The sequence below is a fragment of the Deltaproteobacteria bacterium genome, from assembly GCA_003194485.1.
Classification (GTDB): domain Bacteria; phylum Desulfobacterota; class Dissulfuribacteria; order Dissulfuribacterales; family UBA3076; genus UBA3076.
In genome coordinates this window covers 37,386-51,328 of sequence record PQXD01000012.1, presented here as the reverse complement: position 1 = coordinate 51,328, position 13,943 = coordinate 37,386, and the positions used below count along the sequence as shown (strand labels likewise).

The 13,943-nt window shown below is 48.5% G+C and carries 13 protein-coding genes and 2 pseudogenes; 1 reads left to right on the top strand and 14 read right to left on the bottom strand.

Translation table 11 applies throughout. The features are described from left to right. From C4B57_08035 to hypA, 11 genes and pseudogenes are all read right to left on the bottom strand, one after another. The coding region (locus tag C4B57_08035; protein PXF54231.1) for a Ni/Fe hydrogenase subunit alpha at positions 1-331 on the bottom strand (331 nt) is incomplete at its 3' end. Continuing rightward, positions 328-1,305, bottom strand: coding sequence for an oxidoreductase (locus C4B57_08030; protein PXF54230.1), 978 nt, complete (start codon positions 1,303-1,305; stop codon positions 328-330). The genes C4B57_08035 and C4B57_08030, both read right to left, overlap by 4 nt. Positions 1,306-1,791: 486 nt before the next feature. Beyond that, positions 1,792-2,196 (bottom strand): annotated as a pseudogene (locus C4B57_08025) (methyl-viologen-reducing hydrogenase subunit delta). Further along, positions 2,183-2,950, bottom strand: a complete 768-nt coding sequence (locus tag C4B57_08020; GenBank protein ID PXF54229.1) for a hypothetical protein — start codon at positions 2,948-2,950, stop codon at positions 2,183-2,185. Before C4B57_08020 ends, C4B57_08025 begins: the two are co-directional and overlap by 14 nt. After that, positions 2,938-4,254: a hypothetical protein gene (locus C4B57_08015; protein ID PXF54228.1), complete on the bottom strand. Its 1,317-nt coding sequence runs from the start codon at positions 4,252-4,254 to the stop codon at positions 2,938-2,940. Before C4B57_08015 ends, C4B57_08020 begins: the two co-directional genes overlap by 13 nt. 227 nt (positions 4,255-4,481) lie before the next feature. Next, complete coding sequence (hypE, locus tag C4B57_08010; protein PXF54227.1) at positions 4,482-5,501, bottom strand: hydrogenase expression/formation protein HypE; 1,020 nt, start codon at positions 5,499-5,501, stop codon at positions 4,482-4,484. Then, entirely contained in the window at positions 5,407-6,567 is a 1,161-nt protein-coding gene (locus C4B57_08005; protein ID PXF54226.1) for a hydrogenase formation protein HypD, read from the bottom strand. Before C4B57_08005 ends, hypE begins: the two co-directional genes overlap by 95 nt. Then, the gene (hypC, locus tag C4B57_08000) at positions 6,560-6,802 is read right to left on the bottom strand and encodes a HypC/HybG/HupF family hydrogenase formation chaperone (protein PXF54225.1); all 243 of its coding nucleotides are present in this window, start codon (positions 6,800-6,802) and stop codon (positions 6,560-6,562) included. Before hypC ends, C4B57_08005 begins: the two co-directional genes overlap by 8 nt. Positions 6,803-6,804: 2 nt before the next feature. After that, positions 6,805-9,072, bottom strand: a complete 2,268-nt coding sequence (gene hypF, locus C4B57_07995) for a carbamoyltransferase HypF (protein PXF54224.1) — start codon at positions 9,070-9,072, stop codon at positions 6,805-6,807. A 9-nt stretch (positions 9,073-9,081) separates the two neighbouring features. Then, complete coding sequence (gene hypB, locus C4B57_07990) at positions 9,082-9,729, bottom strand: hydrogenase accessory protein HypB (protein ID PXF54223.1); 648 nt, start codon at positions 9,727-9,729, stop codon at positions 9,082-9,084. Further along, positions 9,698-10,093, bottom strand: a complete 396-nt coding sequence (gene hypA / locus C4B57_07985; protein PXF54222.1) for a hydrogenase maturation nickel metallochaperone HypA — start codon at positions 10,091-10,093, stop codon at positions 9,698-9,700. The genes hypB and hypA overlap by 32 nt, the downstream gene beginning before the upstream one ends. Positions 10,094-10,098: 5 nt before the next feature. Here hypA and C4B57_07980 point away from each other — a divergent pair. Beyond that, a pseudogene (locus tag C4B57_07980) lies at positions 10,099-10,318 on the top strand (hypothetical protein). A 63-nt stretch (positions 10,319-10,381) separates the two neighbouring features. Here C4B57_07980 and C4B57_07975 read toward each other — a convergent pair. The 3 genes from C4B57_07975 to C4B57_07965 are packed head-to-tail and all read right to left on the bottom strand — an operon-like array spanning position 10,382 to position 13,443. Beyond that, entirely contained in the window at positions 10,382-10,873 is a 492-nt protein-coding gene (locus tag C4B57_07975) for a hypothetical protein (GenBank protein PXF54221.1), read from the bottom strand. Beyond that, positions 10,870-12,345: a hybrid sensor histidine kinase/response regulator gene (locus C4B57_07970; GenBank protein PXF54220.1), complete on the bottom strand. Its 1,476-nt coding sequence runs from the start codon at positions 12,343-12,345 to the stop codon at positions 10,870-10,872. Before C4B57_07970 ends, C4B57_07975 begins: the two co-directional genes overlap by 4 nt. 15 nt (positions 12,346-12,360) lie before the next feature. Continuing rightward, positions 12,361-13,443, bottom strand: coding sequence for a hypothetical protein (locus tag C4B57_07965; protein PXF54219.1), 1,083 nt, complete (start codon positions 13,441-13,443; stop codon positions 12,361-12,363). Between the last annotated feature and the right edge of the window lie 500 nt (positions 13,444-13,943).

The window sequence follows — 13,943 nt, the reverse complement described above, 5'->3', positions numbered from 1 at the left end:
AAAAATAAAAATGCAACATATGATCTTCAAACATAAATGCATTATACATGAGTTCTCTGATCTTTTTTGCTGCCACAGGTGGTTCTATCTTGAAGAGATCATCCAATGCCTTGGTTGATGCAATATGGTGTGCGGTAGGACAGACTCCGCAGATCTTTTGTGTAAGCGTAGGCATCTCTTCGACGGCCCTACCTTCGCAAAATTTTTCAAAGCCCCTGAACTCCGGCACTTGAAAATAGGCCCTCTCTACACCCCCCTTACCATCAAGGAAAATATCAATCTTTCCATGACCTTCTAACCTTGTTATCGGATCGATTGTAATTCGCCTCATGTTGTCCCCTTGATGATTTTCCCTTTCAGTATCGACGAAGCCAGGCTATACCTGTAAAATAACCCGGCAGGATCAGGGATTGAATCCGCTATTTTCTTGAGTGTCTCCCCGTCTCTTGAGTCGATCATAGACGCGAGGAAGGATAAAGATTTTACCCCCTGGTCTATCACATTATCTGTGGGTCCAAAACAACCTCGACATGGCATGTTTGCATTTATACACCTTGCACCGCAGCCGCCTCTCGTGGCAGGGCCAAGACAGATGATACCCTGGTCCAAAAAACACTTTGCAGTGTCCCACTCTGTTTCGTAAAGTCTTTTAAACTCTTTTATCCGCGACCTGTTGGGCCTGCTGTCTCTTCGGGGGCATGTATCGCATAAGGCCTTCTTTTCCGCCAACACGCTCCCCCTTGCAGGGAGCCTGTCCTCCAGGATCATCATGATCGCATTTTGCACCAGATCAGGCGTTGGAGGACAACCAGGTATATAATAATCTATATCGACTACCTGATCCAAGGCCTTTACATGATCATGGAAACCCGACAGCTTCAACCGCCGGCCGGATTCTACGGTTTCAACCTTGGGCAACGTGCCCTGAGGATTTTTTACTGTGGGAACTTCCTTGTATGACCGGCTCAGTACGGCTTCCCCTTTATAAAAATTGGCCAGCCCGACTATGCCACCAAGATGTGCACAGCTTCCGTGGGCTATCACGAGCTTAGACTTTTTCCTCAATATCTTGGCTATCTGTTCTTGCTCACCCATTCTGACGGCCCCATTTATCAGGGTTGCCGTAATTTCACCATCATTTAACGCAAGTACGTCCTTATATTTGAAATCGATTGCCACCGGCCAAAATACGATATCTGCGGCCGCGGCCACCTTCAGGATATCCTCTGCCAGGTCAATGACGGATTCCTCACATCCCCCGCAGCCCGAACACCAATACAGCGCAATCTTCGGTTTTTTCGTCATACCTTATAAGGCCTCAATGCCATAAAGTTTCACCCCAGCTCCTATCCGGCGTCGCGGCTTCTCTCAAGACAAAACATAAATATTCGGTAAACTCTTTATATCCCGCCTTGAAGCGGTTACCTTTTTCCGGGTTTCAAAGCTCACTCATCGCAGACCGGAGAGGCAGTGCAATCCGGCCCGCTACCCAAAACCCTGCAAAAGGCAAACCGCTCCTGCAGCAACCGGTCACACAGGGTGCTCCTTCTGAAAACGATTTGCGTCAGCCCTGTAGTTTTCTTGGTCTTCGCAGCATGGGAAACCCCCGGCTCCGGAGCGCAGCGGAGGAGAACGGGGGAGGGTCTCCCATGCTGCGAAGGCCTTAAGAAAACAAGGGGCGAGAGCATGTTGGAAGAAGGGGCACCCTGTGTGACCGGTTGCCGGTGGACCACGGACGGGTCCACCGGATATTTACGACAAAACCGTGAGAAATCCCGATTTTTTCCGGCATCAACGAGGCAATGGCCCAAGTTGCCTCACTTTCTCAACCATTTCCGAAACAACCCTAACGAACTTGTCTCCCTCGCCGGCTGAAATCCAATCAAGCCTCAATCTGTCTCCTTCTATACCAAATTCGGCAAGCATCTTTTTTAAGACTATGTATCTCTTGAGTGCCTAAAAATTACCTTCTTTATAATGGCAGTCGCCAGGGTGGCATCCCAGAATAAGGACCCCGTCGGCTCCCTCCTTGAAGGCCTGCAGGATGAATTGGGGATCCGTCCTGCCGCTGCACAAAACCCGTATGGCCCTTAGGTTTGCCGGATACACTTTTCGCTCTCTGCCTGCAGAATCTGCACCTTCATAAGAACACCAGTTGCAGAGAAAACCAACGATTTTAGGTTCAAAACGACCCATCTTTACCTTGACAATGCTCAACCAGCCCTTTTATTTCTGCAGATATCGCCGTATCCGTAAAATGTTTGGCCTTAACGGCCCCGCTGGGACAAGCCGCGGAGCAAACGCCGCACGCCTTGCACAGAATTTCATTGATTGTAACATGTCTTTCCACGTCATCGTAAGTTATTGCCTTGTAAGGACACAGGCTGATACATATTTTACACCCGGAACACAGGTTTTCATCCACCTCGGCAGTCATAGCCTCAAGCGCCAGCTTCTCTCCAGGGATAAGATGTGACAGGATCCTGCCTGCTGCCGCCTGGCCCTGCGCAAACGAGCCCTGGATGTCCTTTGGTCCCTGTGCACAGCCGGCAACGAAGACGCCTTCTCTGAGCGTCGAGACAGGGGCTATGTTTGTGTGTTTCTCAATAAAAAAACCGGCCCTATCTCGTGATATGTCCAGAACCTCGGACAAGACCTGGGCATCTCTTGCCCCTTCAATGGCCGGGGCCAAAACCACCATATCAGGAGTAACCGAGTTTGAGTGCCCATGCACATCTATATATTTAATTGATATCTTGCCGTTTTCTTCAACTATTTTGATCGAATTGGGATCTTTCATGCGAAGCAGCTCCAGGCCGTTTTTACTGGAGACCCTGTTAAAGAAGGCCTGTGATTCTTTTCCCAGCAGGCAGAGATCTGAATATAGCTCAACGACAGAAACGTCTGGCAATTTCTGCATGGCTTGATGGGCAAATTTCAGCAAATACATGCAGCAGAGACCGGAGCAGTGTTCATTGAACACGCTGGTCCTGGAACCAACACAATGAACAAGTGCAATTTTTTTGGCGGCTTGCCGTTCTTTAACAAGATTTCCCCTTGTGTTGGCCCGGTGGAATTTACGAGTCTTTCAAATTCAAGGCTGGTATATACATCTTCAATCTTTCCGTATCCATACCGGGGTGCACGCCTTGGATCAAATATGTCAAACCCCGTAGCCAAGACGATTGCACCCACTTTCAATTCCTGGACCTGATCGGTTTCTTCGTAGTTGATGCAGCCGAAAGGACAGACTTCCTGGCAGGCGTTGCACGCCTCTGCCTGCCAGCGTAAACAGTGCCCTTTATCTATGACCGGCACGTTTGGCAGGGCACCGGTATAAGGAATATAGATGGCCCGTCGTTCATCAAGTCCCTCATTATACTCATTTCTTACCTTAACAGGGCAAACCTCAAGGCACACCCCGCAGCCAATGCAAGTGCCAATATCCACGAATCTTGCTTTCTTCCTGACCTTGACCACGAAATTTCCATAAAAACCCAGGACTTCTTGGACTTCACTAAATGTAAGAACCTCAATCTGCCCGTTATGTAAGACCTCATCTAATACCGGATCGAGCATACAAGAGGCGCACTCCAGGGTTGGAAACAGGTCTTCGTACAAGGCGACCTTTCCTCCAAGACATGGCAACTTCTCAACCAGATAGATTTTTCTATTTTTTTGTGCCAGCGTCAGCGCAGCACTTATCCCCGCAACCCCGGCCCCTATTACAAGGACATCCGTCTGGCATTCCAGCTCATTAATTTCCAGGGGTTCATGGTGAACAACCCGCCTGACTGCTGCATTAATGATTGCCTTTGCCTTGTCAGTGGCAAGGGACTTATCCTTAATGACCCAGGCGCATTGCTCTCTGATATTGGCGATTTGCAAAAGGAAGGGATTAAGGCCCGCATTCATTAGGATTTCCCTAAAAGTAGCCTCGTGTTCTTTTGGGGAGCAGGCCGCGATCACCACCCTGGTCAGGTCATGTTCCTTAATTTCTTTCTCAACAAGCTCCTTGCCCTCCTCAGAACACAAAAGTCCAAAAGGTCTGGCCAGAACCACATTTTCAAGGCCTTGGGCGAACTTCACTACCTCATCTATATCCATCGCATCCTTTATGTTCGGACCACATTCGCATACAAAAACACCTATTCTTTCAGCCATATGCACAACTCCTGTTTCTATTGTGCCATACCTGGAGCGAATCTGCCACGATTTTCCCGCCGCTGATAAAGAAAGCCTCAATGAGGGCATATCCTAATTTGTAACCGATCACAGGGTGCTTCTTCTGAAAACGATTTGCGTCAGCCCTGCAAGTTTTCTTGGCCTTTGCAGCATGGGAGACCCCGGCTCCGGAGCGCAGCGAAGGAGAACGGGGAGGGTCCCGTGCTGCAAAGGCCTCAGAAAACAAAGGGCGAGAGCATGTTGAAAGAAGAAGCACCCTGTGATCGGTTACCAAATTCTCATACCCGGGATCTTATTCAGCAAATCCTGGGGAATTGCTCGCCGCTTAAGGGTTCAAGAAGCCTGTAGCCCCCTATCCTGGTCTTAAGAAGAACCTTTCCAGGGTTTTCATCCACAACCGCTCCTATTATCCCTGCTTCCCTGCCCAGAGGGTTTGCCTTCATTGCCTCAAGGACTGTCTCCGCCTCTTCCTGAGGGACAAAGGCAACGAGCTTCCCTTCATTGGCCAGATAGTAAGGATCAAATCCGAGCAGGTCACATACTCCTTTTATCTCTTGTCTCACCTTTACCTTTTGATCATCGATGATAACCCCCGCCTTTGATGCATTGGCAATCTCCCAAAGGACGGTTGCAAGCCCTCCCCTGGTTGGGTCCCTTAGGACATGAATATTGCCGCAAGTATCCAGCATCGCCTGCACAAGGCCGTTTAGCGGGGCACAATCGCTCTTTATCTTCCCCTCCAGTGAGAGGTCACCCCTGGCAACGAGCACTCCTATCTCATGATCTCCAATCGGGCCGTTAATGATAACGGCATCGCCAGCCATTGCCCTGGATCCGCTTATATCCACCCCTTCGGATATAACCCCGATTCCGGATGTAGTGATGAAAAGCCCTTCCGCCGCCCCATGCTCTACGACCTTTGTGTCTGCCGCTGCCACCATCACCCCTGCCTCCATAGCGGCTTCCTTCATCGAAGAGAGAACCCTTTCAAGCTTCCCTGCGGAGAAACCCTCCTCCAGGATAAAAGAGGCTGAGAGTCCCAAAGGCCTGGCCCCTGCCATAGCAAGGTCGTTTACAGTTCCACAGATCGAAAGCCTTCCTATGTCGCCTCCAGGGAAAAAAAGGGGCTTGACTACATAAGAATCAGTAGTAAAGGCAAGTCTGGATCCCTTGCCTGTGGGTATTACGGCGCTATCATCGAGGGCGCAAAGAAGCTTATTTTTAAGGAAGGGCAGAAATAGTGCGTGTATAAGGTCGTGAGTCAATTTTCCCCCTGCCCCGTGAGCGAGAAGTATCTTTCCCCCTTTTTCCTTCATGGTAAACTCCGTATCTGTGGTAGGCGGCACAAGTCCCCTCTGAAGATACCATGCATGGCCCTACCGGATTCTGCTGAGTACACCTTTTATCAAAAAGGGGACAATCCGGGGGGCTTTTAAGCCCCTGAAGTATCTCGCCACACAGACAACCAGGGGGATCTTCCTTATCCTTATAAGGAATGTCAAAGGCCTCGGACGCATCCATTTCCTTGAACCCTCCTCTCAATTTCAGGCCGCTTTCAGGAATCAGGCCCAGACCCCTCCAGCGGGCACTAACAGGCTCAAATACCTCTTTCATGACCTCCATGGCCAGGCGATTTCCCGCCTCTTTTACCGCCCTCCTGTACTGGATCTCTATCTCCGATCGTCCTTCCTTCTTCTGGCAAAGGAGCATGTATATTCCTTCCAGGATATCAGTTGCCTCAAACCCGGTTATCACGCCTGTAAGGCAAAATTCATGGGCAATAAAGGAGTAGGGAGTTTTCCCGATTATCACGCTTACATGGCCAGGGAGGATAAAACCATCAATCTTTACCTTTTTTGAGGAAAGCAAGGCCTTTATAGCCGGAGGAATAAGCCTCTGAGAAGAAAGTAGATATAAATTGCCGAGCCTTTTTCTCATTGCCTCTTTGACAGCAGCAGCAATGGCCGGAGAGGTAGCCTCAAAGCCTACCGCAAAGAAAATTATCCTCCTCCCCGGTTCTCTTGTTGCAATCTCAACGGCATCTAAAGGAGAAGTTATTACCCTGATGTCCCTTCCCATGGCCCGCGCCTCATAAAGGGACAGAGAAGAGCCGGGAACCCTCATCAGGTCACCAAATGTCAAAAGTGTCACATCTCTTAATTGAGCCATAGCAATGGCCCTGTCGATCTCTCCTACAGGTGTCACACATACCGGACACCCCGGACCGGATATAAGCTCTATTCCTTCGGGCAGAAGAGATCTTATCCCGGATCGGAAGATAGATACTGTATGTGTGCCACACACCTCCATAAAGCGGAGGTGCCCATCGGCAAGCCGGGATAGCTCTTTCAGGATGATAGAGGCAATATTCTCTTCATCCATTGCCTTCGATTGAGTCAACATAACCCCTGTCTATCTCCTTAAAGAGCCTTAACGTCTCAATAGCTTCCTGCTGCCCAAGCCTCTGGATGGCAAAGCCCACATGAACGAGCACGTAATCTCCTTCACTAACATCAGGAGATAGCAAAAGACTTACCTTCGTACGTACGCCGCCAAAGTCAACCTCGGCGAAATCCCCCTTTATGGAGACAACTTTACCAGGTATACCCAAACACATATCTAATCTCCTTTGATGTAAAGGGCGTAGAAGGCCTGCCCGAGCGATATCCCCCCATCATTTGGAGGTACCTTTTGATGAGTATAAACCCTGAAGCCGTCTTCTTTAAGAATATCCAGTACCTTCGCAAGGAGATAATGGTTTTGAAACACCCCGCCACTCAGGAAGACATCAGACAGACCTGCTGCCAACCTGATTCTCTTGGCCATCCTGGATATAACCCTGGCTATGGAATTGTGAAAACGGGCAGAGATAATGAAAGGGCCTTCTCCGTTTCCTATATCCTTTATAATGGCCTCGATAATGGGGTCGGGGTTGATGATAAGCATTCCTTTTTCCTCTAGAATTTTAAAGGGATACTCGCCCGTTTCCGCTTTTTCTGCCATCTGTTCGAGCTCAATGGCGGCCTGGCCTTCATAATTAATGGTCCCTCTGACACCGAGAAGGGCGCTCACCGCATCAAAGAGCCTGCCCATACTGGAGCACAGAGGGGAATTTATCTTGTTCCTGATAGCCAGCCTTATTTGGGACCATCGCTCAAGGTCAAGCCTCTTTACAAAAGGTATGTGAAGGCCATCAAGATTTCCATAGACCCTTTCAAGATAGGCTGCCGCCATCCTCCACGGTTCCCTCACCGCCATATCGCCTCCGGGGAGAGGAATATATCTCAGGTGCCCAAACCTCTCATATCCGTTAATTGTCACCCCCAGGAACTCCCCGCCCCAGACAGCGCCATCCTCCCCGTACCCTGTTCCATCGAACACTATTGCCAGCGCAGGCCCTTTGCTGCCATATTCCGCCATGCAACTCAGGGCATGGGCAAAATGATGCTGAACCCCTATCCTTGGTAATGCAAGTCCCATGGCATATCTGGTAGAGAGATAGTCCGGATGCAGATCATGGACTACACATTCGGGTTCTATCCGGAATAGTCGCTTGAACAGTTCCACCCCCTCTCCAAAGGATCTCATTGTCTCAAAGTTCTCCATATCCCCTATATGCTGGCTCAAAAAGGCAAAACGCCCCTTTGTAAGGCAAAACGTATTCTTTATATCCGCCCCGCATCCGAGTATGCTCTTTCCATCCCTGTTTAACTTGATGGGAAGGGGTGCAAACCCCCTGGCCCTCCTTAAAAAGGTTATGCTTCCATTTAAGGGTTTAATGACCGAGTCATCACATCTTGTGTGAATCTCTCTGTTATGTACCAAAAAGAAATCGGCTACCCGCCGCAGCCGGACAAAGGCCTCATTATCTTTAAAGACAATGGGTTCATCGCTTACATTTCCGCTAGTCATTACAAGAATCGGGGCCCCTTTGGCAAAAAGAAGATGATGGAGAGGTGTATAGGGAAGCATTACCCCAAAGGTCTTCTGGAAAGGAGCAGCGGATGGGGCTACAGTTGCAACAGTTTTCTTTGGGAGGATAACGATCGGCCTTTCCTTGCCTTCAAGGAGCCTTCTTGACATATGATCCAGGAGGCAAATTCCTTGGATTACATCCAGATCCCTGCACATGAGGGCAAAGGGCTTATCTTTCCTGCCCTTTCTCTTTCTGAGGCGGGAAACGACATCTTCCCGTGTTGCATCACAGGCAAGATGAAACCCGCCAAGCCCTTTGATAGCCACAATCTTACCCATCATCAATAATTTGGCAGTCTCTCTTATCGGATTATGGGTTGCGATCTTTTCCCCGGAGCCGGAGAAGAGCTTCAGTGTTGGCCCACAGTGAGGACAGGCATTGGGTTGGGCGTGAAAACGCCTATTCGACGGATCGTTATATTCTTTGCTGCAGGATGGGCACAGCCTGAAGCCAGACATCGTGGTATTTTCTCTGTCATAGGGGATGTCTTTAATAATAGTGAAGCGGGGACCGCAGTTGGTGCAGTTGATAAAGGGGTAATTAAAGCGGCGGTCTTGGGGGTTGAAGAGCTCCTCAAGGCAATCGTTGCAGATGGCTATATCGGGTGAAATGAACGCAAACCTGTCTTCACCCTCTTTGCTGTTCCTTATCTCAAAGCTGTTATAACCCAAAGGTGGAAGATATGCTACAGCAGTCTTTATTATCATGGCAAGGGACGGTGGAGAGGACAGCCCGGAAAGGAAGCCGTGCACCTTGTCCTTTTCTCCCTCGGCCTCTATCCGGACACCTCTTTCATCATTAAGGACCCAGCCTCTCAGGCCGTGCCTCTGGGCAAGGCCGTAAACGAAGGGGCGGAACCCCACTCCCTGAACAATCCCCTCCATCTTTACACAAGCCCTGACCTCTTCCATCAACCATCCTTATCTGCCGGCCATATCCTCAATCCATCCGAACCAGTCATCGAGGCCCTCGCCTGTTTTACAGGATATGCCCATGATCTTCAGGCGGGGATTGACCTTGAGGGCATCGTTTCGAAACCGCTTCATGTCGAAGTCCAGGTATGGAAGGAGGTCGATCTTGTTCAGCAGCAGAACAGAGCAGACCTGAAACATAAGGGGATATTTCAGGGGCTTGTCATCACCTTCAGGGACAGAGACGATCATTACCTTATCATTCTCACCTATCTTAAACTCCGCTGGGCACACAAGGTTACCTACATTCTCTACAATGAGTAGATCTATCCGGTCTAAATCAAGATCATCAAGTGCGCTCCTGACCATGCTCCCATCGAGATGGCAGGCCGCCCCCGTATTTATCTGAACAGTGGGAACGGCATAAGATGCAATCCTCTCTGCATCCCTGGATGTCGCGATATCACCCTCGATTACACCGATCGTCATCTTACCTTTCAGGTGTTTCACCGTCCTTTCCAGGAGCGTTGTCTTCCCTGCACCAGGGCTTCCCATCAGGTTTATTACATAGACCCCCTTCTCCAGAAAAAGCCTCATATTCTGCCAGGCTATAACCTCGTTTGCCTCAAGGATTTTCTTGATTATCTTGATTTCCATCTTCTATCTCTATCCCTCTTATCTCAAGCTCCCTTCCCCCTATCATCTCTACATCTGTCCCCTTGCAATAAGGACATATCAAGAAGGGGGCATCCAGAGTGCTTACCTTCCTGCACCGGTTACATTTTATCCTCAATGGTACCTCCTCGATCAGCAGGGATGCCCCTTCGGTTATACCGCCTGTGCTCATAACTTCAAAGGCAAATCTCAGGGAATCCGGCATTATGCCACTTAGTTTCCCGAGTCTGAGCTCGATCTTAATCACCTTTGCCTGACCATAGGTGAGGCATTCCTGTTCTATGATTTCAATAAGGGATCGGGCTATTGTTAATTCGTGCATATCCGAAGTCTCAAGGAGTTGCATATTTAATTTTTTGCATCCTCACCGACAAAGAACCCTTCTGAACCTTTGTATCCAGAGAACTGACATCACAGGGCGGCACAAAATTCTACCGTCTCTATAAATGCCGGAAGCCGGTCAAACAGTATTACATCTACTTTCATGACCAGGTTCTTGGCGGCCTCTGTTATCTCAAAATTTTCTTCTATCCGCCTTTTTTATTCTGAGTTCTATTTCAACGGCCATAATGCTGTCAGGCTGGAGGTGAAACAGGGTAAAAAATTAGAGTCCGCCGGTTCAGGAATTGTGAATTCAGAGATTGGGGTGAAGGATCTTTCTTAAGGCCTCGGATAGCTGACCTGTATTGAAGGGCTTCTGAATAAATCCATCGCAGCCGCGCTCAAGTATTTTGTTCGCCTTACCGTCTAAGCTGTAACCGCTTGAAAGAAGCACTTTTATCTCCGGGTTGATCTCTTTGAGTGTGTCATAGACATCGCCGCCATTTATATCCGGCATGATCATATCCAGGATTACCATATCGATCTCGTCCGTATTTGCATTGTAGATCTCTATGGCCTCTTTCCCAGATCTGGCCGGCAATACATTGTAACCCATTGATGTAAGCATATCCTGAACGACCTCGATAATCATGTCCTCGTCATCCACGAGGAGAATCGTCTCGTGTCCCCTTTCAATCTTTTTCTCCGGCTTATCCGTAGCATGCTCACTTATAGGTATTTCAACGGCAGGGAGGAAAATGTCAAAGGTAGTCCCTTGGCCCTCTTTACTGAAAACGTCTATCATGCCGCCATGATTCTTGATAATGCCGTAAACAGAAGCAAGTCCCAGTCCTGTCCCCTGTGCATCTCCTTGGTGGTAAAGAACGGATCGAATATGCGCCGCTGGGTCTCTTCGTCCATGCCAACGCCGGTGTCAGTCACGCTCAACTTTACGTAATTACCAGGCCCTGCCCTAAAAGGTTTGATATCCGTTTCATCGAGTGTGACATTTTCGGTTTTGATATACAGGTTTCCACCGTCCGGCATGGCCTGCCAGGCATTTACATAAAGGTTCAGCAGCACCTGTTCTATTTGTGATTGGTCCGCTTCTACCATCCAGATCTCTTCCTGGTATTTTTTGTATATTCTTATCTCTTTCTTGGTACGACCGAACATTTCAGAGCATTTCTCTACAAGGTCGTTCAGGTCTGTGGGCTTTACCTCGTATTTGCCCCTCCTGGCAAAACCCAGAAGTTGCCTGGTAAGAGTCGCTCCCTTTTTAACCATATCCTCAATAGCTTTGAGATGTTTGGCATGAGGATGATCTGAATCGATATCCAGGGCCATCAAAGAGGTCCGTCCCTCGATTCCCATGAGCAGGTTGTTAAAGTCATGAGCAATGCCGCCTGCAAGGGTCCCTATCGCCTCCATCTTCTGGGCCTGCAGCAATTGGGCCTTAAGGCGCTCGCGATCGGTTATGTCTCTGGCCACCCCATAGGTTCCGTAAAACTCTTTGTCTTTCTGTCCAACTGCCCTGTCATAGATTCCCATGGACTTTAATTCGATGGCCAAGTGTCTGGCTTCAAAGGACCTTGGTTGGTTCCCGTTATATTTAGGTTTCAGCCTCAATTCCAGACCATGAGTTGCACGTCTCCCGGTCCTCCTCTCGTTGAAATGGTTTTTGGCTTTATCTATATCGTCTTCAAAAACAATAGATGTATAGTGTTTGCCAACCAGCTCGGAGCCCTTATAACCAAGCAGCGACTCGATAGCGCCATTTACAAATGTAAATTCCCCCTCAGGATTCAAGGTATAAATGATATCCGGGGAGGCATTGACCAAAAACCGGTATTGCCTTTCTGTTAACTCGAGTTTCCCGTTGAGAAGCTCATGTTGTTTTTTCAATATATTTTGATCAAGGGCATTTTTTACCCTCCTTAAGAGTTGCTCAAAATCAAAGGGCTTCCTGAGATAATCGTAGGCCCACCTCCTCAAGGATTTTACTGCCGACTCTAAAGTAGCGTGCCCGGTCATAACGATGACCAACGTCGCCGGGTATTCACTGTTAATATGGTCCATAATCTCGTGACCGCTCATATCCGGCATGACAATATCCACGAGGGCCAGATCAAAACTGTCCTCGGCCAGGCGCTCTATTGCCTCTTTCCCGCTGTACGCAGTTTTCGCCTCATATCCATGGTCGTTTAGTAAGGTCTTCAGGCTGTTGCACATGCGGGGTTCATCATCAACGATTAAGACCTTTGGTATATAAGACATTGCCACCTCCACAAACTACCGGCCCTGCGTTTTTTCTACAGGCAGTTCTATTTTAAAAGTTGTTCCCTTGGCCTCTTCGCTTTCACATGTTATTGTTCCGTTTAAGTCCCTGATAATGCTGCCGGCAATAGATAAACCCAATCCGGCATGTCCCTTTCCTTTTGAGCTGACAAACGGTTCAAACAGCCTCGACCTGATCCTTTCAGGTATTCCAGGTCCGTCATCACTGATGGTAATCTTCACATAGGCTTGATCTTCATGCAAGTCCTTTCTTAAATCTTTCTTAGGGCCATCAAAGACGCGTCGAGTCTTTATATTAAGATTCCCTCCTCCCGGCATAGCCTCAGCCGCGTTTTTAATAAGATTAATAAGGACCTGTTTAAGGCCGTTTTTGTCCGTCATGGCAGGTGGCAACGAAGGCTCCAGGTCGAGTTGAGCCTTTATGCCGGACTCTATAAGAAGGGCTTCATGCGTAATTTTAATAAGATCCGAGATCAGTGAATTGATATCAACAGGTTCCTTCTGCCGAACCTTAGGTTCGAAAAAATCAGATAATACACTAATAATGCCGGAAATACGATCTATTTCTTCATTGATTATATTTATCTCTTCCTGAACAGCATTGTTCTCACTCAGCTTAATACCGAGCATCTTGAGATAATTCTTTATGATGCCTAACGGGTTGTTTACTTCGTGGGCCACTCGTCTGGCTACTTCGGATGAAGCCCTTAAGCGCTCAGCCTGGACTATACTTGCCTGGGTTTGCCTGACATTTTCAGCATAAATGGATAAAGCCGCCTGGTTGATAAACATGGTCAAGAGGCTTATCTCTTCAGACAAACAGGAAAATTGTGTCTCATCTATACCAAGGATAACCACGCCAACAGGCTCTCTGTGGGCCACCATCGGAAGGCACAGGAGGCCGTCTGTCCCAATTAAGCGAATTAGCTGGTTGTCTGTAATGCTGAGGGCCTCCTTTGCCAGATAGCCAAAAGAGTCCAAGGGTGTTCCGCGGGAAAGAGACTTGGCCAAAAGACATCTTCCCTTCTGTACAGAAACGGCTAATTCCTTGACCAGCGGATCCAGACCGGGACCCATACCACCTCTTCCAACCAGGGAATCTTTTTCCCTGTCATACAGGAAAAAGAGAATACTGTGAATATCAAATAAGACCTGAATGCCTTGCTTGACGGTTTTAAGGATAGATTCTTCACCATGCGCCTCTAAAAGCTCTTGAAGCGTGCCCTGAAGCAGAGAAATGTCTCTGACTACCCGGACAAGATGTTTCTGCTTTTCGGCATCTTTTTCAGAAGCTGATTCGCCGGAGGTGTCCGGAGGTTCAATATCTATATCGAGTGATCTGGCGACTTCCGTTGCCTGTTCCCTGGCCAGCGATATGAGTTCCTCCGCTTCAGAGCGGGCAATGCCGAAGACCTCTTCCGCGGCCTCAAACTTGGCGTCTGGGTCTTCACCGGTAGTGTAAAATATTTTGTGTGAATTCTGAAAGGGTAGAAAAAGGCACTTTTCCTTGTAATGGTTTTGATCACCAAAAAATCAAACCGAAAGGAGAAGTGCCATGAACGTAGAAATCAGTGTAC

Bases quoted from the DNA above. Each gene is read 5' to 3' on its own strand.
- C4B57_08030 (PXF54230.1), bottom strand. From the start codon at position 1,305: ATGACGAAAAAACCGAAGATTGCGCTGTATTGGTGTTCGGGCTGCGGG.
- C4B57_08020 (PXF54229.1), bottom strand. From the start codon at position 2,950: ATGTATTTGCTGAAATTTGCCCATCAAGCCATGCAGAAATTGCCAGAC.
- C4B57_08015 (PXF54228.1), bottom strand. From the start codon at position 4,254: ATGCCCTCATTGAGGCTTTCTTTATCAGCGGCGGGAAAATCGTGGCAG.
- hypE (PXF54227.1), bottom strand. From the start codon at position 5,501: ATGAAGGAAAAAGGGGGAAAGATACTTCTCGCTCACGGGGCAGGGGGA.
- C4B57_08005 (PXF54226.1), bottom strand. From the start codon at position 6,567: ATGGATGAAGAGAATATTGCCTCTATCATCCTGAAAGAGCTATCCCGG.
- hypC (PXF54225.1), bottom strand. From the start codon at position 6,802: ATGTGTTTGGGTATACCTGGTAAAGTTGTCTCCATAAAGGGGGATTTC.
- hypF (PXF54224.1), bottom strand. From the start codon at position 9,072: ATGGAAGAGGTCAGGGCTTGTGTAAAGATGGAGGGGATTGTTCAGGGA.
- hypB (PXF54223.1), bottom strand. From the start codon at position 9,729: ATGGAAATCAAGATAATCAAGAAAATCCTTGAGGCAAACGAGGTTATA.
- hypA (PXF54222.1), bottom strand. From the start codon at position 10,093: ATGCAACTCCTTGAGACTTCGGATATGCACGAATTAACAATAGCCCGA.
- C4B57_07975 (PXF54221.1), bottom strand. From the start codon at position 10,873: ATGATAGACGTTTTCAGTAAAGAGGGCCAAGGGACTACCTTTGACATT.
- C4B57_07970 (PXF54220.1), bottom strand. From the start codon at position 12,345: ATGTCTTATATACCAAAGGTCTTAATCGTTGATGATGAACCCCGCATG.
- C4B57_07965 (PXF54219.1), bottom strand. From the start codon at position 13,443: ATGGGTCCCGGTCTGGATCCGCTGGTCAAGGAATTAGCCGTTTCTGTA.